The sequence below is a fragment of the Mucilaginibacter sp. PPCGB 2223 genome, from assembly GCF_001705515.1.
Classification (GTDB): Bacteria; Bacteroidota; Bacteroidia; order Sphingobacteriales; family Sphingobacteriaceae; genus Mucilaginibacter.
This window is the reverse complement of the sequence record NZ_MDJS01000001.1, coordinates 358,800-379,404: the sequence shown is the minus strand read 5'-3', so window position 1 is coordinate 379,404 and position 20,605 is coordinate 358,800. Positions and strand designations below refer to the sequence as shown.

Genomic DNA, 20,605 nt, shown 5'->3' with positions numbered 1-20,605 from the left:
TATCAACCCCATTAAGAAGCTAAAAGAAGAGCTCCTTTTACATGTACAAACTTCAAACAGGTAGTGTAGAATATATATATTTAACCGCTTACTGTTTAGCCGGCACCCTGATCGTGTTAAGATCACAACACAAGCCTCATCAAGGTTCGGAGAGGACGTATTACCAAACAGTTAACAAATTGAAATACCGCTCAATATGGTAAAACTTTTTTAATAAGTAAAACAAAAAACAATTTATTTTAGAAATAATACAATAAAACTGCACTTTTTACAGTTACGCGGATTACTCCGGCTTCATTACTCTCCAAACCTTGTATTTAAACCAACTGCTTTGCATTTTTCATTCTGCACTCGCATGATAATATCCTACAATGGCTTGCTTAGATTCTATAACCGCCAAATAGCAGTTGCGGATAAATTTGTTTTTGCAATAAATCTAAAAATTTCAAATAACCGGCCGACATCCTGCAATATCTTTTTTAGCTCTTGCCGGGATGTAATCTGATACTATTTCATGTCTGAAAACATCAATTTAAAAGGAATTACCTGGAACCACAGCCGCGGCTTTACGCCGATGGCAGCTACCGCACAACGCTTTTCCGAATTGAACCCCAATGTTAACATTACCTGGGAGAAACGCTCGCTGCAACAATTTGCCGACCTATCCATACAACAATTGGCCGAATGCTATGATCTGCTGGTGATCGATCATCCCTGGGCCGGTTTCACTGCCAAAACAAACAGCATTTTGGCATTCGATCAATATCTGCCTGCCGAGTTCCTGAAAGATCAGAAGCGCAATACCGTTGGCCATTCGTACGAAAGTTATCATTACGACGGTCGCCAGTGGGCATTGGCTATCGACGCAGCTACCCCTGTAGCCTCTTCCCGCCCCGACCTGCTCGAGAAACATGGCCTGTCACTGCCCAAAACCTATGCCGAATTATTGTCGATGGCAAAGAAAGGCCTGGTCGCGTTTCCCGCTATCCCGATCGATTCGCTGATGACCTTTTATACGTTCTGCTGCTCGCTTGGCGAAGACCCTTGCCAGGACGATAACATCGTAATTAGCGAAGAGACCGGCATCAAGGCTTTGCAGCTATATCGTGAGCTGTCCCTATACATCGATCCGGCTTGTTTTAATCGCAACCCTATACAAACTTATGAGGCGATGACTTTAAGCGACGATATTGCTTATTGCCCGTTTGCCTACGGTTATTCCAACTACTCGCGCAAAGGATATGCACGCAAGCTGTTGCTATTTCACGATATGGTGACGCTCAACGGCAAAACCAATCTGCGCAGTTCGCTGGGTGGCACGGGTTTGGCCGTTTCGGCTAATTGCAAACATATCGATATCGCGATGCAGTATGCGCAATACGTAGCTTCGCCACTATGCCAGCGTGGTTTGTATGCCGATAATGGCGGTCAACCAGGGCATTTATCAGCATGGACTGATGAAGACTGCAACCTAAAAACGCATAACTACTTTGCCCATACCCTGCCTGCTTTGCAACGGGCGTACCTTCGTCCGAGATATTTTGGACACATGTTTTTCCAGGATCATGCGGGCGATATTGTGCGCGATTACCTGATGCAGGGTGGCTCTGAAACCGGAGTTTTAAATCGCCTGAATAAACTGTATATTGAATCGAAAACCAAAGTGCAGGCATAAATGAAACCACTGGAGGGCCTTTTGGTATTGGAGTTTGCGCAGTTTATGGCGGCGCCTACGGCTGGTTTACGCCTGGCCGACCTGGGCGCGCGTGTGATTAAAATAGAACGGCCGGTAAAAGGCGAAGCCGGCCGGCAAATCGCCATCCGCAATATTTTTGTTGATGGCAGCAGTTTGGTTTTTCATACCATCAACCGCAATAAGGAGTCGTACGCCGCTGATCTGAAAAACCCGGCCGACCTGGAACATATCAAAAAGCTCATCGCAAAAGCAGATATCATTACCCATAATTTCAGGCCGGGTGTGATGGAGAAGATAGGTCTGGGCTATGAATCTGTCCGTACCATTAACCCACGCATAGTTTACGGCGTGGTTACCGGCTACGGCAGCAAAGGCCCCTGGGCGTTACGCCCGGGCCAGGATCTACTAATTCAGTCGCTTTCCGGGCTGGCCTATTTATCAGATACGCATAATTCAGGCCCCGTATCTTTCGGTTTAGCTACTGCCGATATGATCTGCGGTGCGCATTTTGTACAAGGTTTGCTGGCGGCGCTGCTTAAACGCGCTAAAACCAACAACAGCGTTTTGGTAGAAGTGAGTTTGCTCGAATCCGTACTCGACCTGCAGTTCGAAGTAATTACCACGCACCTAAACGATGGCGGCAAACTACCCCAACGCAGCCAGGTTAAAGGCAACGGTCACCCCTATCTGAGCGCTCCGTATGGTATCTATAAAACCAGCGACGGTTATCTGTCGTTAGCCATGGGCGATCTGCACCAGATTGGTGATGCTTTAGGTGTCGATCTGCGGGCTTATGCAGATAAAAGTTCCTGGTTCGATCATCGCGACGAAATTATGCGCACCATCGCGCAACAATTGTCTGCCCAAACCACAGGGCACTGGCTCGCCAAACTGGAAACTAAAGGAATCTGGTGCGCAGAGGTCCTTACTTACGAGCAGGCATTGCAGCACGAGGGTTACCTGGCCCAGGGTATGAAACAGGAAGTTACTTTACCCGATGGCAGCTTACTGAGCACTACCCGCTGCCCTATCCGCATTAATGGCGAGAGGCTCTATTCGGATAAAGCTGCCCCAAGGCCCGGCGCAGATACCGATTTGATCAACCAACAATTTGAACTGGCATGAAACCATTGGAAGATTACCTGGTCATTGATTTCAGCCAGTTTTTGTCGGGCCCGTCGGCAGCTCTTAAACTGGCCGATATGGGCGCACGCGTTATCAAGATAGAAAAACCCGGCACCGGAGATATCTGCCGGCATTTATATACTTCGAACGTCATCATGAACGGCGAATCATCAGTTTTTCATGCCATCAACCGCAACAAGGAAAGTTTTGCTGCCGATCTGAAGGTTGAGGACGACAAAAAACAGCTTTGGGAGCTTGTAAAGAAAGCCGATGTGGTAATGCATAACTTCCGCCCGGGTGTGATGGAGCGTTTGGGCTTCGATTATGCATCGGTAAAAAAAATCAATCCTAATGTAATTTATGGCGAGATATCAGGCTATGGCGATACCGGACCGTGGCGCGATAAGCCCGGACAGGATTTATTGCTTCAATCCCTCACCGGTTTAACCTGGTTAAGCGGCAACGCCGGCGGACCAGTACCAATGGGCTTATCGATTGTGGATATGCTTGCTGGTAATCATCTGGCGCAGGGTATTTTGGCTTGCCTGGTACGCCGAACCATCAACGGCGAAGGCGCCCTGGTGCAGGTAAGTATGCTCGAATCGGCTATCGATTTCCAGTTCGAAGCCATTACTACCTATTTTTATGACGGCAAGTTGCCCGAGCGTTCGGAAAAGAATAATGCCCATGCTTACCTGGGCGCACCCTACGGCATTTATCAAACCACCGATGGTTACCTGGCCTTGGCGATGGGCTCGATACCGCAATTAGGCAATTTATTAGGGTGTGACGAACTACTGGCCTACACCGAAGTTGCTCAGGCTTTTGCTTTGCGCGATGAGATCAAAACCATCCTGGCTGCACATTTGCTCACCAACACAACCAAACACTGGCTGGATATTCTGCTTACCGCAGATATCTGGTGTGCGGAAGTTCTCTCATGGGATAAACTGATGCAGGAAGACGGTTTTAAAGTGCTGGATATGATACAGGAAGTTGAAATGAGCGATGGTTACCGTTACCGCACTACACGGAGCCCCATCACGATCGATGGTGAACATTTTACATCGGCCAAAGGTTCGCCCAAATTAGGTGAAGATAATGATACGATCACCAAACAACTCATCGGCAATGGCAACTGAACAAATCAGGATAGCGGTACGCAAATTCGGACCTTTTGAAAGCACCCTGCAAAAGCTGTGGGATAGTTACCGCGCCGAAACCGGCTGCACATTAGAAGCCGAAATGGTACCGATGGACCTGGATGACCTGCACACCGCTATTTTAGAAAACAATGGTTTGAAAAACGGCGACTGGGATATCGCACATGTGGTTACCGATTGGTTATTGGAGGCCTGGGAAGGCGGATCGTTGCAAAACTTGCAACCTTATGCTGCGCAAAATCCGCCCGATGGTTACCCGCAGGGATGGAGCAACTCGTTACTGGGTATGCAGCAGTTTGGTGATGCATTAGCCGGATTGCCCTTTCACGATGGGCCGGAATGTTTGATCTATCGTAAAGACTTGTTCGAAGATGAAGCCGAACAAAAAGCCTTTCAGCAACAATTCGGCAAACCTTTAACCGTACCTAAAACCTGGGATGATTTTATACAGGTGGCCCGATTCTTTCATCGTCCTGAGCAGAACTTATATGGAACGGTCTTCGCCGGTTTGCCCGACGGCCATAACACTGTATTTGATTTCTGCCTGCAATTGTGGACGCGCGGCGGAAATCTGACCGATGCACAGGGGAATGTCAACATTAACACCGAAGCGGCAGCCCTGGGCTTGCAGTTTTACAGGGATACCCTGCTCGATAGTAACGTTGTTCATCCTGGTACCATGCAATACGAATCGGTAGCTACCGGCATGGCTTTTGCCCGCGGTGAAGCCGCCATGATGGTAAACTGGTTTGGCTTTGCTTCGATGTGCGAAGTGATCGGCGAATCGGTAGTAAAGGGCAAGGTCGATATTACGAATATCCCCGCCGCTCCGGGCCATGCCTCAGCATCGCTCAATGTGTATTGGTTGTATACTGTTGGATCGGGCAGTAAGCATAAAGATGTAGCATATGATTTTTTGAGATTTGCCGTCAATCAGCAAAACGATAAATTATTAACTTTAGAAGGTGGCATTGGTTGCCGTATTTCGACATGGCAAGATCAAGAGATCAATCAAACCATCCCTTATTATCATAAATTGGAGCAACTGCACCAATCAGCACGCTCGTTGCCACAATTGGCTAACTGGGCGCAGATTGCACGGGTAATCGACGGCGTAGTAATCAAAGCCATCAACACCAATACACCGGTTAACCAGTTGCTTGCCGAAGGGCAGCAGCAAATAACCGCGTTAACACCATGAACTATGGAGATAACTTATAAACCCGTATTACCGCAAAAACCTTTGCCGATCATCATCATCGGCGCTGGCGGCATTGTACACGATGCGCACCTGCCTGCTTACAAAAAAGCGGGTTTTACTGTGATGGGTATTACCAACCGTACCCGTGCACGTGCCGAGAAACTGGCTGCCGAATGGAGCATCCCATGTGTGTACGACAGTGTCGACGAGGCCGTAGCTAATGCTCCTGCCGATGCCGTTTACGACATTACCATTATGCCGGAGCAATTTGTGGCTACTCTTGAAAAATTGCCCGACGGCGCTGGCGTATTAATACAAAAGCCCATGGGCGATTACTTTTGGCAGAGCAAAGAGATACTGGAAGTTTGCCGCCGAAAAAAGTTAGCCGCCGCCATTAATTGCCAGCTGCGGTTCGCGCCCTATGTTGCTGCCGCACGGTATATGATAGAACAAGGAATGATTGGCGAACTGTATGATATGGAGGTGCGGGTAACGCTGGAAACACCCTGGGAACTGTTCCCTTTTGTGATGGTGCACCCGCGACTGGAGATACAGTACCACAGTATCCACTACATCGACCTGATGCGCTCGTTTTTAGGCGACCCGCATACGGTAATGGCCAAAACACTGAAACACCCGGCCAAAAGACTGTCATCATCGCGCTCGACGATTTTGTTCGATTATGGTGATACCATGCACGCGGTGATCAACACCAATCATGATCACTCATTCGGCCCGCATAACCAGGAAAGTTTTATTAAGTGGGAAGGCACTAAAGGGGCTATCAAAGCTCGCATGGGCTTGCTGATGGATTACCCGCATGGCGTACCCGACAAGTTTGAATACTGTATTGTTGAAGAAGGCAAAGCTCCCGAATGGAAAGAGATCGTGCTGGAAGGTTCCTGGTTCCCGGACGCATTTATGGGCACGATGGGCAGCCTGATGCGCTACAAAAACGGTGAAACAGATATTTTGCCGACCAGTGTTGAAGATGTAATCAAGACCATGGCCGTGGTGGAAAGCGCCTATGCTTCGAACGATAATGGTGGTGTGAACGTGGCGGAGAGGTTTGTTTGATTTTGAAGTGCTTTATTTCGAATGTTCAATTTCGAATTTAAACGAAAACCCGCGTTAGGGATAGCAGCGCCTGCCTGCCGGCAGGCAGGGATACCAGCCCGGTGGCTAATGCCCGCGCAGTATGAGCGGATAGCCCGGGCCACAGGCAACGCTCTGATAAGTAGATTTAAGAGACAAGAGTCAAGACAGTAAATAATAAATAACTTAACAACTTAGTAAACACCTGCTAATACCATAGTTAAACAATCTGCCAACACAACTGCTCACCTGATCACCAATAAACCAACATATGTACTTCAAATCCATGTTCTTCGAAGATTATACCATAGGCGACAAACGCGTAACGCTTGGCCGCACCATTACCGAAACTGATTTTGTTGTTCATGCCGGCCATACAGGCGACTTTTTCCCGCATCACATGGATGCCGAATGGTGCAAAACCCAGCCTTTTAAACAGCGGATAGCGCATGGCACCATGGTGTTCAGTATCGGTATCGGGTTAACTGCGTCGGAGATCAACCCTGAAGCTTTTTCGCGGGGATATGATACACTGCGCTTTATCAAACCGGTATTTATTGGCGATACGATACACTCGGAGATCACCATTTCGGCCAAGAGTGATGCTAAAAAGCCAGAGTTCGGCATTGTGACCGAGCACGTAGAGATTATCAATCAGCACGGCGAAGTGGTTCAGGCCTGCGATCACCTGCTGATGGTTAAAAGAAAACAAAACTCCTAAGCCATGCAAATAAACACCGGCGCTACCGAGCAACCGATACCCGAAAGCTCGCTTAAAGGCAAAACGCTTTTAGTACCATTCATCCTCATCTGCTCGCTGTTCTTTTTATGGGGCATGGTGCACAACCTTGACGGGATTTTGATACCCCACCTAAAAAAAGCCTGCCAGCTCAATAACCGGCAATCGACGCTGGTGGATACGGCCATATTCCTGGCTTATTTTGTAATGGCGATACCCGCAGGCATACTGCTCAAAAAGATCGGTTATAAAAAAAGCATTATAGTAGGCCTGTTGCTGGCCACAATCGGTGCCGCCCTGTTTATCCCGGCCGCAAACGCGTTGGCTTACCTCGGCTTTTTAGGCTCATTATTTGTTATCGGCTGCGGCATCGCTATCTTAGAAACTGCCGCCAACCCCTACTCGGCCATACTTGGCAACCCGGCAGGCGCAACAACACGCATTAACCTGGCGGCGGCTTTTAACGGAGCCGCAGCTACAGTTGCACCGTATGTGGGCGGCATGTTGATTCTTTCGGGCAAAGAGTATACCAGGACTCAACTCGACGCTATGCCCGCTGCAGATAAATCTGCATATTTATTGCATGAAGCTTCATCAGTAAAATTACCTTACGGTATACTGGCCGCTACACTGGCTGTTGTAGCCATCTGCTTTATACTAAGCAAGTTGCCCGAAATTAAAAATATTTCGAAGGAAGAATCATCTGGCGGAAGCTTTTTAGGCGCGTTAAAACACCGGCACTTGTTACTTGCCGTGCTTGCACAGTTTTTTTATGTGGGCGCCCAGGTTTGCGTGACCAGCTTCTTTATCCGAATGGCCAAACAAGGCGCAGGTATAGATGAGAAGTCGGCATCCGTTTATCTTGGTTTGTATTATGGCTTGCTGTTTATGGGTGGGCGTTTTATCGGGACGGCCATATTAAGTGTTGTTAAATCACACAAATTGCTAACCGTTTATGCCGTAATGGCCGCTTTGTTGTGCACGGTATGTATCCTGGGAAAAGGCGAATATGTTGTTTATTGCTTAGGCGCAATGGGCTTTTTTATGTCGATTATGTTCCCGACGATATTTGCACTGGGTATTGATGGTTTGGGCGATGATACCAAGCCGGCCTCTTCCTGGTTGATTATGTCGATAGTCGGCGGCGCTATTCTTCCCTACCTGATGGGTACCGTGATCGACTTTAATCATGATAACATTCAAGCAGGGTACATCGTTCCGCTGCTGTGTTTTTTGTTTATTGTGTATTTTGGGACGAGTGGGTATAAGATCAAAAAACAGGTGATAAAACGGTGAAAGGTAAGGTAATTACTTTTCACAAGCAGAATTGTACCACTATTGCCTAAGCACTTCGCTCAGTATCAGTACGCCGATCAGGCCGATAACTGAAACGAGCGTTTCCATCAGGGACCAGGATAAAAAAGTTTGTTTCATTGATAAGCCAAAATACTCTTTAAACAGCCAGAAAGAGGTATCATTAACATGCGAACAGAACAGGCTACCGGCGCCTACGGCCAACACCATCAGGTTGGGATCGGGGCCATAAGGCCCCATCAGCGGATAAACGATGCCTGCGGCGGTTAAACCAGCGATGGTAGCCGAACCCAGGCTAAGCCGAAGTATAGCCGTGATAAGCCAGGCTAAAAGCAAAGGAGGCAGGCTGAGCTGCTGCAATATGGAAGCCATCTGGGTGCTTACACCCGTTTCAACAAATATTTGCTTCAGAATTCCGGCGCTTCCGATTATCAACAGGATCATTGCGATATCCTTAACCGCTTCGGCATAGATACCCATAACCGTACTGAGCGTTTTGCCTGCCCACAGACCCAGGGTACAGGTTGCGATGCACATGGTCAGTATCATGGCGATAGCCGGTTCACTGATAAAGCCGGCGATATTTTTAATGCCCGTATTATCGCCGAATATTCGGGCAGTTAAAGTAGCGCCACCAATAATCAGCACCGGGAGCAAAGAGGAAATGATGCTGTTTCCTATGCCGGGCAATTCCTCATCGGTTAGCTGATCAGCCTGTAAAATAATTGTCGGGCTGGATTGCATATTTTTTAACGTGCTTGCAAAAACAGGCCCTGCAATAATTATAGCAGGGATAGCGACTATAGTGCCGTAGGCAAAAGTTTTGGCCAGGTCGGCATGGAATTGCGACACCAATGCCATAGGCGATGGGTGGGGCGGTACGAAGCCATGCATTACCGAGAGCGATGCCAGCATCGGTAAACCAACGTATACCAATGGTACCTTATAGCTGTAAGCAACTGAAAAGATAATAGGTATCAGCAGGACAAATCCTACATTATAAAACAGGGGGATGCCTACAATAAAGCCTGTTAAAGACATGGCCCAGGTTACATATTTATATCCAAAAGTATTTTTTAATACCGTAGCTATTTTTTGCGCCGCACCACTAAAGGCTACCAGTTTACCCAGCATGGCCCCTAACACAATGATGATCACCAACGAGCCCAGCGTATCACCTAACCCCTTGTTAACCGCCTGAGGGATACGGTTTAGGGGCATGCCCAATAACAGGGCCGCCATTACGGATACGATTAAGAACGCCAGGAAAGTATTTACCCTGGCCCAGGCTATCAGCAATACCAACGTTATTATACAGGCAAACAGAATGATTATGGCCATGGCTTGGTTTAATGCGAGTCGCGGGTTACGGTCGATCCTGATCCACCTACCAGGAAATCCAGATCGGCACCCTTATCGGCCTGCTGTACGTGCTTGACATACATATTGACATAACCGCGTTCTGTAACCGGTGGTGGTATCCATTTACTTTTCCTGTCGGCCAGTTCTTCATCGCTAACCGCCAGGTGGATGCGTTTGCCCGCAACGTCCAGTTCGATGATATCCCCGTTCTCAACAAGCCCCAAATTTCCACCGATAGCCGACTCGGGCGATACATGCAGGATAACCGTCCCATAAGCGGTGCCGCTCATTCTGCCGTCTGATATCCTGACCATATCCATTACCCCTTTATCCAGTAATTTTTTTGGCAGCGTCATATTACCAACCTCGGGCATGCCGGGATAACCAACGGGCCCCACGCTTTTTAAAACCATTACACAAGTTTCATCGATATCCAGGTCAGGGTCATCTATCCGGGCATGATAATCCTCAATGTTTTCAAAAACAACTGCACGGCCGCTATGTTGCATTAATTCCGGCGTTGCTGCTGAGGGCTTAATCACCGCACCGTTTAATGCCAGGTTACCTTTTAATACAACGATACCCGCCTCTGGTGTTAAAGGGGAATCATATTCATAAATAACCTCTTTGTTATAATTCACGCCAGAACCCTCAATATTTTCCCGATGTGATTTACCGCTTACCGTAAGCGTATCCATCTTAAGCTGAGATCGCATTTGATTAATAACTGCGGGTACACCACCTGCATAATAAAAATCTTCCATCAGGAATTTCCCGGAAGGCATCAGGTTTACCAGCAGCGGCATCTTACTGCCAATTTTATCATAATCTTCCAAATTCAATTCTACGCCTATCCTACCTGCAATAGCTGTGAGATGAATAACAAAGTTAGACGAGCCACCAACTGCGGCATTAATTTTAATGGCGTTTTCAAATGCATCACGGGTTAGTATTTTAGAGATGCGCAGATCTTCTTTCACCATTTCTACGATCCTTCTGCCGGATAGTTGAGCAAGTCTTTTCCTCCTGGCATCCACGGCCGGTATAGCCGCGCCACCGCTTAGGCTCATACCCAGCGCTTCGACCATGCAGGCCATCGTTGAAGCCGTACCCATGGTCATACAGTGGCCTGCACTGCGCGACATGCAGCTTTCTACCTCTGTATATTCTTCGTAACTGATGTTGCCTTTTTTCAACTCTTCGGTCAGCTTCCATACACTGGTACCCGAACCGATGTCATGACCGTGGTATTTGCCGTTCAGCATCGGCCCACCCTGCACAACAATGGTTGGCAAATCCACACTGGCCGCCCCCATTAAGGTGGAAGGCGTAGTTTTATCGCATCCGGTTAGTAGTACCACACCGTCGATAGGATTTCCTCTGATGGATTCTTCGGCATCCATGCTGGCCAGGTTGCGAAACAGCATAGCCGTAGGTTTTAGCAGCGTTTCGCCTAATGACATAATGGGAAACTCAAGCGGGAAACCGCCAGCTTCCAGCACACCGCGCCGTACGCTTTCGGCTATGTCACGCAGATGCGCGTTGCAAGGTGTGAGCTCCGACCATGTGTTACAGATCCCGATCACAGGCCTGCCATCGAACATGTCCTCCGGCATTCCCTGATTTTTCATCCAGCTCCGGTAAATCAGACCCATTTTATCTTTTTTCCCAAACCAGTCTGAACTTCTATATGATCCCATATCTACCGTTATTTGTTAGTTTATAATTTAGATTTCTTCTTTACTTAAGCTACCGTTTACTAATCTCCAGATACCTAAGACATTGTTGTTCTTTAATTCATCCGGCAGTAAGTCCTGCGGCATGTTCTGGTAACATACCGGCCGTGTAAACCGGTTAATTGCTGCCGTACCAACTGATGTGCTTCGGGAGTCGGTTGTAGCAGGGAACGGCCCGCCATGCACCATCGCACTACATACTTCAACCCCGGTAGGGAAACCATTAATCAGCAGCCTGCCCACTTTCTGTTCTAAAATATCCAGCAGGTCTTTATAATCGGCCAGATCACTATCGGTTCCGTGTACTGTCGCTGTTAAATGCCCGGTAAGGTTTCGGGCTATTTCCAGCATATCTCGCCTGGAGGTAGCCTCTACCACCATGCTGGTTGGACCGAACACCTCTTCAGACAAATCAGGGTGCGTTTTTAAGGCATCGCTTTTTATTTTAAATAGTGTGGGCATCGCCGTATTCAAACCACCCGGGGTATTCCCTTTTGCCAGCTCGAGTACGCCTGCAGTATTTGCATGTCTATCAATCCCGGTGTTGTATGATTGATAGATATGAGTAGTCAGCATAACGCCGCCGAGTGTTTGCTTAAATTCCCCTTCCAGCTTAGCCGTAAATACTTCGGAGGTTTCATAAATAAGCATTCCCGGATTTGTGCAAAATTGACCTACCCCCAGGGTTACCGACCCCGAAAACCCTTTAGCAATAGCATCACCATGGTTTTGCAAAGCCTGCGGAAGGATAAACACCGGATTGGTACTTCCCATCTCAGCATAAACAGGGATAGGGACATCCCTACGCACCGCAAGGTCATAAATGGCTTTACCTGCACCGAATGACCCTGTAAAACCCACAGCTTTTACTTCAGGGTGTTTAACTAACTGGGCGCCTAAAACCGGCCCATCGCCGAATAACAGGGAGAAAACACCGTCAGGCATACCGGTTGACCTGGCTGCTTTTTGAATAGCCTTGCCAATAAGCCAGCTGGTTGCCGGATGGGCAGGATGAGCCTTTACAACAACGCTGCAACCCGCAGCCAATGCCGACGCCGTATCGCCGCCAGCCACCGAAAAGGCCAGTGGAAAATTACTTGCCCCAAAAACTACTACCGGACCAAGGGGTATTTGCATAGAACGGATATCGGGTTTTGGAAGCGGTACGCGGTCAGGGTTGGCAGTTTCGATCCGTGCGTCCAGCCACGAGCCTTCTTTTAATAAATCAGCAAATAATTTGAGTTGTCCTGTGGTGCGGCCCCGTTCACCTGCGATACGCCCCTGGGGCAATCCGGATTCAGCGCAGCAAACGGTAACCAATTCCTCTCCTATAGCCATAATTTCATCAGCTATTGCTTCTAAAAAGCCGGCTTTCTCGGTCCCCGATTTTTTCCGGTACAGTTGGAAAGCGGCCGCTGCTTTTTCGACAGCCTTATCAACCTCGGCTGTCGTGGCTATAAAAAACTCAGCTACCTTATCGTCGTTAGCCGGATTGTGGGAGGTCATTAACTCACTTCCATCGTCCGATGCTTCAAAACCTATTATTTGTTTTATTTGTTCTCCAACCATCATTGTGCAACTGTGTTTATCAATGTCCCGATCTCTGCAATGGTTATTTTTACGATGTCGCCGGCATGCAGGGTAAAATCATCATGCGGGATTATGCCGGTGCCCGTCATTAAAAAGGTACCGTGTGGAAAATCCAGCTCCCTGAACAGGTAACTGACAAGTTCGGTATGCTTGCGCTTCATCTGGTTTATAGAGATCTGGTCGCTGAACACAACAGCCGAGTCCCGGACGATTTCCATACTGATAGCCGCATCCGGATCGATCGGATTTTCCTGCACCAACAGGCAGGGACCCAGGGCTGCTGCCCCATTATATGATTTTGCCTGCGGGAGGTAGAGCGGATTTTCGCCTTCAATGTCTCTCGAAGACATATCATTGCCAATGGTATACCCTTCAATAGTCCCCCCCGAGCAAACGAACAAGGTCAACTCAGGTTCGGGTACATTCCACCGCGAATCTTTGCGGATGCGGACCTGGCTACCCGGCCCCACGGTACGATAGGCGGGTGATTTAAAAAAAAGTTCGGGTCGCTCCGCATCGTATACCCTTGTATAAAAGTCGCCCCCTTTCGCATCTTTTGATTCTTCTATCCGGGCTTCCCGGCTGCGGAAATAAGTTACGCCGGATGCCCACACTTCCTGATCGGCGATAGGTGCCAGCAACGCTGAAGTAATTAGTTCCGTTAATTGATCATTAGCCTCAAGCTGTTGCAACTCATTGCAAACAGCTTTATAAAGATTACTCCGGTTGACAAAAACATTCCAGTCCCTTTCTTCGGACAAAAAAAACTGGTCATGGTGGCTAATAATGATACCCCGGGTAGTGTTATAAATTCTCATGATATCAGGTTAAACTTAGTCGGGGTGAATATAGGGTTTATTGATTTATTCGAGAACTCCGGCCTGTGCCAGAGATCAGCAAATAAGCCCTGTAAGGCTTTGTTTGCCACATATTGTTAATATACTACAAAAATTTGCTTCAATAGTAAAATGTCCCGTTTGCTTGAGATTTCGCGAATAACAATAAAACCGGATAGCCGATAATAATTATCTCAAACCAGGGGCCGGTGTCAAAAAAACAATAGGGATGCAAATTATTAGCAAGCGATATTGATTTTCTTAATCAGCCACCTTCATAGCTTCGGTTCTGAGGTAGTTGTGGCGATAATCAAGCGGATTTTTTTTGGTGAGCGCTTTAAACTGGTGATAGAAATGAGAAATATTATTGTAACCGCAGGCGTACCCGATCTCGGCCATATTAAACTCTTCTTCAACCAACAACCGGCATGCATGCCCTATCCTCACTTCCATTAAGAACTGGATATACGTTTTTTTTGTTTTTGATTTAAAGTACCTGCAAAACGAATGCTTACCCATATTGATGATAGCCGCTACGTCTTCCAAAACAACTTTACGATGATAATTATTAAAGGTATATTCAAATATCGTATTGATCCGGCTTTGGTCAACCTGGTTTACTTCGGGGTTAAAACCGCTGGACGAGATCAACTCATACTCTTTCGAGGCCGCTATCAGTTCCAGTGCAGAGAGTAGATTGATCAGTTTCCTTGCCGGAGAATCAAGGAGCATTTCTTCCGCTATTTTAGCCACCTTTCGTCTGGTCGACCCTTTTAATCGTAACCCCAGCTTGCTGGTATTGAGTAATTTTACAATCGGGCTTATTTCAGGAAGATTTAAAAAAGCATCGCCCCAAATATTATTCTGAAACAGGATAACGATCGTCTCGCCTATTTTTTCGTCATCCCGCTCGAGGTATTTTTTTTCGCCCCTGAAGGTATGAGGCAGGTTTGAGCCAAATAAAAATACGTCACCGTTTTTAAAGGGGCCTACGTGGTCACCGATCAGGCAGGTGCCATAAGTTCGTTTAAGTACCAGGAGTTCACATTCCGGATGATAATGCCAGGCACTTAACATAGCATGTCCGATATCTTTATGAATATTAAAGGACTGCTCCGGATTTGGAGTGGCTTTTTTTAACGTCGCCTTCATGTATTATAATTGGTTAATTACAGTTGTAATTTATACATTCTGCCCGATACTTTGCAATGCCTGGTTGTTTGAGCCATTGTTTTTTCGTCTTTCTTGTGCTTTTATAGTCCAAAAACACAGCCCGAGCAGTTTTTAAAATAAAATAAGTTTTTGACATACAGATAGTTACATAAAAACACAGGAAAAGCATCAAAAACAACAATGTTAATATATTACAAAAAATTGCTTTGATACTAAACTCCATAGTTTAACTTTTCAACACAGCTATTAGATGATTGGGTGATCAGAAGCACCAACTAACGAGGCACATTGTCGTCATTTCAGTACATGGGATTGCTTTTGGCTGACCATGTTAATATGTTACAATTTTTTGCTTTGATACTGAAATTACTTTTCACAGAAGTTGTCTTTATTTGTTTCGTAACATAAAAGTTGCAAACCAATTACATAACCGGTAATACTGTTAATTTATTAGTACCGATTTTATTTCAACAAGGTAGTTAAACTGATGATTGCATGTTTAAGTGTGCGTGATAGCGAATAGTTTTAAATAATCCTGTTGATTGGCTGTGATACCTGATCAAACCAATTAAATAAACACAACTAAATTGTAATCATATGAGATAAATTTACTCAATATCCAGCAGGGCGGTTCCTGGGTTGGCGCCGCATTCCTCCCTTACTTTCCCGAAACTACAGGCGGCTTTTCAAGCTGCAAGGGAATCTTTGTTTCAAATTTTAATCTATTAACCTAATTAAATTATGGAAAAAAAGTCATTACTATCATTATTTACGTGTGCTGTTTTAACCGCAGTCGTGCTCTTGCAATATACAGGAGTTACCAAAGCTGCACCTGCTTCTACAGCCATATTTGTTTTAAAAACGGTTACCGGTAAGGTAACAGACGAAAAAGGGAGCGGTTTACCCGGCGTAACCGTCACTGAAAAAGGCACCCAAAACAGAACGGTTACCAATGCGTCCGGAGACTATAAATTGAGTGTTGCCAACAACGGCGCAGTGCTGGTATTTACTTTTATTGGTTATATACCTCTGGAAATATCCGTCGGTAATCAAACTACTGTAAATGCTTCAATGACGCCGGCATCGAGTGCTTTAAGCGAGGTAATTGTCACCGCGCTCGGTATTAAAAGAGAGGCAAAAAGCCTTGGTTACTCAGCCCAGAAAGCTGATGTTCAGGCAATGCAAACCAATCGTACAACTAACCTTGCCAATGCCCTTGAAGGACAGGTGGCCGGTTTGGATGTATCACCTCCTGCGGCAGGCCCGGGCGGAAGTACAAAGATCCGGTTACGTGGGCAATCATCTTTTACGGCCGACAATTCGCCACTGATTGTAATTGATGGGCTACCGATGTCGCAAGGCGCGAGCAGCACTAATGGTTATACCCAATCGATCGACCAGGGGGACAATTTACAGGGGATCAATCAGGATGATATTGAGACGATGACCGTTTTAAAAGGATCTACGGCAGCAGCGTTATATGGCTCACGGGCCGTTAACGGGGCAATTATTATAACTACTAAAAGCGGCGCTAAAAATACAGGCGTTGGCATCGAGTTTAATTCAAATTTCACCGAAAGCCAGGCACTTGATTATACGGACTTTCAGTACGAATACGGGCAGGGCGAGAATAATATCCGCCCATCGTCGCAGGGTACTGCTCAAAGCTCTGGTGCCTGGAGTTTTGGCGTACCATTTGATAATGTGCCAACTTACCAGTTCGACGGGGTTCAACGCCCTTATGCACCTGTTAAAAACCGCGTAAGTACTTTTTTCAGAGTTGCACCCTCATGGAGCAATACCGTTGCCATCTCGGGGGGAAATGATAAAGGCAGTTTCCGGGTTTCGTTCGCTAACCAGGATGCCGATGGTATTGTACCAAACAACGATTTCCACAAAAAGATATTTAATATAGGCATCAACTATAAACTTACCGACAAACTATCGGCACAGTTTTATGTGAACTATAGCCACGAGTTTAACAATAATCCACCGGTTATCGGGATACAAGGTTTATCGATCCCAACATCGATATACAGGCTTGCCAACTCGACAGATTTTAACGTACTTAAAGCAGGCGCAACAGATGCCAACGGCAATGAAACACCTACCTCGCGCTTCTCTACCATTACTAACCCATATTGGATTTTAGCCAACCAGTTTCAAAGGCAAACCAAAGATCATTTATTAGGGACCGCCGTAGTTCGGTACCAGTTCTTTGACTGGTTATACCTGCAGGGCCGTGCCAATATGGATCTTTTACAAACCACTTTTGAGTCAAATACGCCAACGGGGACCTTGTCTGTCGGTTCGGCTCCGTCGGGCTTGTTTAATGGCGGTTATGCCATCAACACGGTAAACAACCGCCAAAACAACTTCGATTTTCTGCTGGGCGGTGGGCATACCTGGAGGAATTTTGCCTTCAACGCCACTGTCGGTGGTAATAACTTTCCTTTAAGTACTTCAACTTTTAGCGAAAGCGTGACCAATTTTTATATACGCGGCTTATACACCATCGGGAACGGGGTAACAACAACCTCCAGTTATAACTTATCTAAACAGACAGTCAATTCTTTGTATGGTACCGCCGAGCTTTCTTATAAAAGTCTGTTTTATTTAAACGTTACGGGCCGTACAGATTGGTATTCGGTATTGGCTATGGATATTGATCATTATTTTTACCCTTCCATCAGCGGTAGTTTTGTTTTTTCGGAATTGCTGCCGAATGTAACCTGGCTTAATTTTGGAAAGGTCAGGGTTGCAATAGCCGAAACGGGAAGCGCCCAGGGAGTAGCTCCGTATAATGCGTTAACTTTTGCATTGTCTCAAAATACGTTCAACGGCCTGCCATTGGGGAGCATTAACAACACATCATCACCAAACCCGCGGATCAAACCTTTTGGTGTAAATGAAAAAGAGATTGGGTTGGAGTTGCACATGTTCAATAACCGCGTCAATTTGGATGTAGCCGCTTATGACAAAAAAACCACTAATCAGGCTGTCCCGATCAGCCTTTCCGCCTCTACCGGATATAGCAGCACGCTGGTTAACTTAGGCGGATTAGACAATAAGGGTCTCGAATTCAACCTTGAGCTGATACCTGTTCGAAACCAAACAATAACATGGAAGACAGCATTTAACAGTGCCTTCAATTCGTCAAAGGTTTTATCCTTAGCCAACAATCAATCACAACTTGTTGTGGGCAGCCCTGAATTTTTCGGAACGATCGCCGACGTGGTAGGGTTACCGCTTAACCAAATTCAAGGTGCAACTTATAAACGCGACGCTTCAGGAAACATACTCCTCACGGGCGGCAAACCTATTGCAAGCACCTTACCCGTTAATTTTGGCAGCGGCTTACCTACTTCAACCGGCGGATGGATCAATACGGTGAATTACAAAGGCTTTATGTTTACCGCGCATATTGATTATAAAGCCGGGGGTAAAGTATTATCCAGTACGAACCTAAACTTATTAAGAGAGGGGTTATCAAAAGAATCATTACCGGGCCGGGTTGGCGGGGTGACTTTTCCTGGAGTAAATACAACCAATGGGCAGCCAAATACTACCGCAGTAAACGCTGAGGATTTTTACGCCAATTACCGTTCCACCAATATACTCGATCCTTTTGTTTACAGTTCGAGCTTTATCAAGCTACGAAGCCTGTCCCTGGGTTATGACCTGTCTAAGTTTATCAATAAAAAGTATGTCAAAAGTTTAGTGCTTTCAGCAGTATGCCACAATGTGCTGATCATTAAGAAGTACACGCCAAACATTGACCCTGAAGCGATATCCTCAAGCGGCGACAATCTGACAGGATATGAGCAAGCATCATTACCAACCATACGCACCTATGGTTTTAACATGAATATAAAATTCTAATGCTCAATAAAACATGAAAAATATAACCAGTATTTTAATTTCAGCAATCTGCATTACATTGGTAAGCAGCTGCAATAAAGGATTTGATACCTTGAATATCAGTCCGAACAATCCAACGCAACTTGACGCCTCGTTTTTATTTACCAATGCAGAATTTAGCACCTACGCAGCCATTATGGAAACAGAGCCAACGGTTGTACAGCAATTCATCAATCCATTTACGGGTATTACCTCAGCATTTAATTTTAACCAGGTCAACCAAACTTACACCGCCCAAAGATGGAACGCCGAGTTTACGGGCACCAATACAGGAGCTACAACTTCAGCCGGGCCGGTTCAATTGTTGGTGCAGATATTGAGCCAGTTGAAGGGCAATGCTGCCAGGACAAACTTATATAACGAGGCCAGGATCTTAAAAGCGTATCAATTTATGGTATTGGTTGATACTTATGGCGATGTTCCGTATAGCGAAGCAGGCCAGGCTTATCTGGGCAACATCCTTACACCGAAATATGACAATCAAGTCGCTATCTACGCCGATCTGGTAAACGAATTGACGAACGCGACAGCCGGGCTTGATCCTGCGAAGGACATCGTTACGGCGGACGTATTTTATGGTGGTAATGTCGCACAATGGAAAAAATTAGGATATTCCTTATTGCTACGTGTGGGCATGCGGTATTCAAAATACGACGCAACCAAAGCGCAGAATATAGTGCAAACTGCATTTGCCGGTGGGGTGATGACCTCGAACGCCGACAACTGCTATTTGAAATACAATGTGACTTACGTTAATCCGGTAAGTCAAAATCTGTCTACCCTAACCAATACGTATTATTTGGCCGAGCCTTTTGTGAACCAGCTAAAAAACTCTGGCGACCCGCGATTGAAATACATATCGGCGAAATACCCCAATCCTGCCGCAGCAACGAGCGGTGTGCCGGATACGTTGTCGGCTGATCAGTTCGGTTTACCGATAGGCTACAGCAGTGCCACCTTAGCTACGGCGCCCGGCTTTAGGGGAGCGAATGGCTCAGGCTATAACTATTCGCAAATAAATTACACCTATTTGGGCAGCTTAACAGCGCCGCAGTTTTTTGTAACCTACGCACAAACACAGTTACTATTGGCCGAGGCAGCATTCAGGGGGTGGATACCCGGCGGAAGCACACCTGACGTTTACTATGCGAACGGTATCCGGGCAGCGATGGATCAATGGGCCACATACAGCCCGTCGGCCACGATTCCCCTATCTACAGAAAACGCCTTTATTAATAATCCCGTCAATGCCTACAGTCCGGCAAATGCATTAAATCTCATCAATACTCAATATTGGATCGCATCGTGGGGCAACGGAGCCGAAGCCTGGGCCAACTTCAGGAGAAGTGGTTTTCCTGCTTTATCACCCAACACCATTGCCGGTCAAAGTATAACCGGAGGGTTTGTCCGCAGATATGTCTACCCTACCCTTGAACTTTCAGCAAACCTGACGAACTATCAGGCTGCCGTTGCAGATATCGGCGGAGCAGATAATATGGATACGCGTGTTTTTTGGGACAAATAATTGTTTGTTTAGTCTATATATTGATAAAAATGCCGGCCGCAATTGACCGGCATTTTTGCAATAGCTCAATCAGAAAATCAAAGGTTGCACGCTTATATCTCTTAAACCCGGGAGCATCGCACATTAAGC

At 46.5% G+C, this 20,605-nt stretch carries 14 protein-coding genes; 9 read left to right on the top strand and 5 right to left on the bottom strand.

Annotated elements, in window-relative coordinates:
• The first annotated feature begins 514 nt into the window (after window positions 1-514).
• The 7 genes from BEL04_RS01545 to fucP all read left to right on the top strand — a co-directional run bounded on the left by BEL04_RS01545 (window position 515) and on the right by fucP (window position 8,315).
• On the top strand, window positions 515-1,675 hold the full coding sequence (locus BEL04_RS01545) for an ABC transporter substrate-binding protein (RefSeq protein ID WP_065999447.1): 1,161 nt from the start codon (window positions 515-517) through the stop codon (window positions 1,673-1,675).
• Window positions 1,676-2,821, top strand: a complete 1,146-nt coding sequence (locus tag BEL04_RS01540; RefSeq protein WP_065999441.1) for a CaiB/BaiF CoA-transferase family protein — start codon at window positions 1,676-1,678, stop codon at window positions 2,819-2,821.
• Window positions 2,818-3,963 carry a CaiB/BaiF CoA-transferase family protein gene (locus tag BEL04_RS01535; RefSeq protein WP_065999434.1) on the top strand — a complete coding sequence of 382 codons (1,146 nt, stop codon included), beginning with the start codon at window positions 2,818-2,820 and terminating at the stop codon, window positions 3,961-3,963. Before BEL04_RS01540 ends, BEL04_RS01535 begins: the two co-directional genes overlap by 4 nt.
• Window positions 3,953-5,185, top strand: coding sequence for an extracellular solute-binding protein (locus BEL04_RS01530; RefSeq protein ID WP_065999432.1), 1,233 nt, complete (start codon window positions 3,953-3,955; stop codon window positions 5,183-5,185). The genes BEL04_RS01535 and BEL04_RS01530 overlap by 11 nt, the downstream gene beginning before the upstream one ends.
• Before the next feature lie 3 nt (window positions 5,186-5,188).
• Window positions 5,189-6,262, top strand: coding sequence for a Gfo/Idh/MocA family protein (locus tag BEL04_RS01525; RefSeq protein WP_065999431.1), 1,074 nt, complete (start codon window positions 5,189-5,191; stop codon window positions 6,260-6,262).
• Between the two features lie 289 nt (window positions 6,263-6,551).
• On the top strand, window positions 6,552-7,001 hold the full coding sequence (locus tag BEL04_RS01520; RefSeq protein WP_065999430.1) for a MaoC/PaaZ C-terminal domain-containing protein: 450 nt from the start codon (window positions 6,552-6,554) through the stop codon (window positions 6,999-7,001).
• Window positions 7,002-7,004: 3 nt separating this feature from the next.
• On the top strand, window positions 7,005-8,315 hold the full coding sequence (fucP, locus tag BEL04_RS01515; RefSeq protein WP_065999428.1) for an L-fucose:H+ symporter permease: 1,311 nt from the start codon (window positions 7,005-7,007) through the stop codon (window positions 8,313-8,315).
• 39 nt (window positions 8,316-8,354) lie between these two features.
• On the opposite strand, the gene BEL04_RS01510 is transcribed toward fucP, so the two are convergent.
• The 5 genes from BEL04_RS01510 to BEL04_RS01490 form a co-directional block, all read right to left on the bottom strand.
• Window positions 8,355-9,674: a gluconate:H+ symporter gene (locus BEL04_RS01510; protein ID WP_065999423.1), complete on the bottom strand. Its 1,320-nt coding sequence runs from the start codon at window positions 9,672-9,674 to the stop codon at window positions 8,355-8,357.
• Window positions 9,675-9,682: 8 nt separating this feature from the next.
• The gene (locus tag BEL04_RS01505) at window positions 9,683-11,395 is read right to left on the bottom strand and encodes an IlvD/Edd family dehydratase (RefSeq protein WP_065999422.1); all 1,713 of its coding nucleotides are present in this window, start codon (window positions 11,393-11,395) and stop codon (window positions 9,683-9,685) included.
• Window positions 11,396-11,422: 27 nt separating this feature from the next.
• Complete coding sequence (locus BEL04_RS01500; protein WP_065999420.1) at window positions 11,423-13,003, bottom strand: aldehyde dehydrogenase (NADP(+)); 1,581 nt, start codon at window positions 13,001-13,003, stop codon at window positions 11,423-11,425.
• Window positions 13,000-13,839, bottom strand: coding sequence for a fumarylacetoacetate hydrolase family protein (locus BEL04_RS01495; protein WP_065999418.1), 840 nt, complete (start codon window positions 13,837-13,839; stop codon window positions 13,000-13,002). The genes BEL04_RS01500 and BEL04_RS01495 overlap by 4 nt, the downstream gene beginning before the upstream one ends.
• Window positions 13,840-14,118: 279 nt before the next feature.
• Complete coding sequence (locus BEL04_RS01490; RefSeq protein WP_065999416.1) at window positions 14,119-15,009, bottom strand: AraC family transcriptional regulator; 891 nt, start codon at window positions 15,007-15,009, stop codon at window positions 14,119-14,121.
• Between the two features lie 762 nt (window positions 15,010-15,771).
• On the opposite strand from BEL04_RS01490, the gene BEL04_RS01485 reads away from it, so the two are divergent.
• Window positions 15,772-18,912 (top strand): SusC/RagA family TonB-linked outer membrane protein, encoded by a 3,141-nt coding sequence (locus BEL04_RS01485; protein WP_065999413.1) that lies wholly within the window; start codon window positions 15,772-15,774, stop codon window positions 18,910-18,912.
• Window positions 18,913-18,925: 13 nt separating this feature from the next.
• Entirely contained in the window at window positions 18,926-20,476 is a 1,551-nt protein-coding gene (locus BEL04_RS01480) for a SusD/RagB family nutrient-binding outer membrane lipoprotein (RefSeq protein ID WP_065999411.1), read from the top strand.
• The last annotated feature ends 129 nt before the right edge of the window (window positions 20,477-20,605 follow it).

Excerpts from the sequence above, each read along its gene's own strand:
- BEL04_RS01520 (WP_065999430.1), top strand. The coding sequence starts at position 6,552 with ATGTACTTCAAATCCATGTTCTTCGAAGATTATACCATAGGCGACAAA.
- BEL04_RS01480 (WP_065999411.1), top strand. The coding sequence starts at position 18,926 with ATGAAAAATATAACCAGTATTTTAATTTCAGCAATCTGCATTACATTG.
- BEL04_RS01490 (WP_065999416.1), bottom strand. The coding sequence starts at position 15,009 with ATGAAGGCGACGTTAAAAAAAGCCACTCCAAATCCGGAGCAGTCCTTT.
- BEL04_RS01505 (WP_065999422.1), bottom strand. The coding sequence starts at position 11,395 with ATGGGATCATATAGAAGTTCAGACTGGTTTGGGAAAAAAGATAAAATG.
- BEL04_RS01545 (WP_065999447.1), top strand. The coding sequence starts at position 515 with ATGTCTGAAAACATCAATTTAAAAGGAATTACCTGGAACCACAGCCGC.
- BEL04_RS01525 (WP_065999431.1), top strand. The coding sequence starts at position 5,189 with ATGGAGATAACTTATAAACCCGTATTACCGCAAAAACCTTTGCCGATC.
- BEL04_RS01535 (WP_065999434.1), top strand. The coding sequence starts at position 2,818 with ATGAAACCATTGGAAGATTACCTGGTCATTGATTTCAGCCAGTTTTTG.
- BEL04_RS01485 (WP_065999413.1), top strand. The coding sequence starts at position 15,772 with ATGGAAAAAAAGTCATTACTATCATTATTTACGTGTGCTGTTTTAACC.
- BEL04_RS01510 (WP_065999423.1), bottom strand. The coding sequence starts at position 9,674 with ATGGCCATAATCATTCTGTTTGCCTGTATAATAACGTTGGTATTGCTG.
- BEL04_RS01540 (WP_065999441.1), top strand. The coding sequence starts at position 1,676 with ATGAAACCACTGGAGGGCCTTTTGGTATTGGAGTTTGCGCAGTTTATG.
- BEL04_RS01530 (WP_065999432.1), top strand. The coding sequence starts at position 3,953 with ATGGCAACTGAACAAATCAGGATAGCGGTACGCAAATTCGGACCTTTT.
- fucP (WP_065999428.1), top strand. The coding sequence starts at position 7,005 with ATGCAAATAAACACCGGCGCTACCGAGCAACCGATACCCGAAAGCTCG.
- BEL04_RS01500 (WP_065999420.1), bottom strand. The coding sequence starts at position 13,003 with ATGATGGTTGGAGAACAAATAAAACAAATAATAGGTTTTGAAGCATCG.
- BEL04_RS01495 (WP_065999418.1), bottom strand. The coding sequence starts at position 13,839 with ATGAGAATTTATAACACTACCCGGGGTATCATTATTAGCCACCATGAC.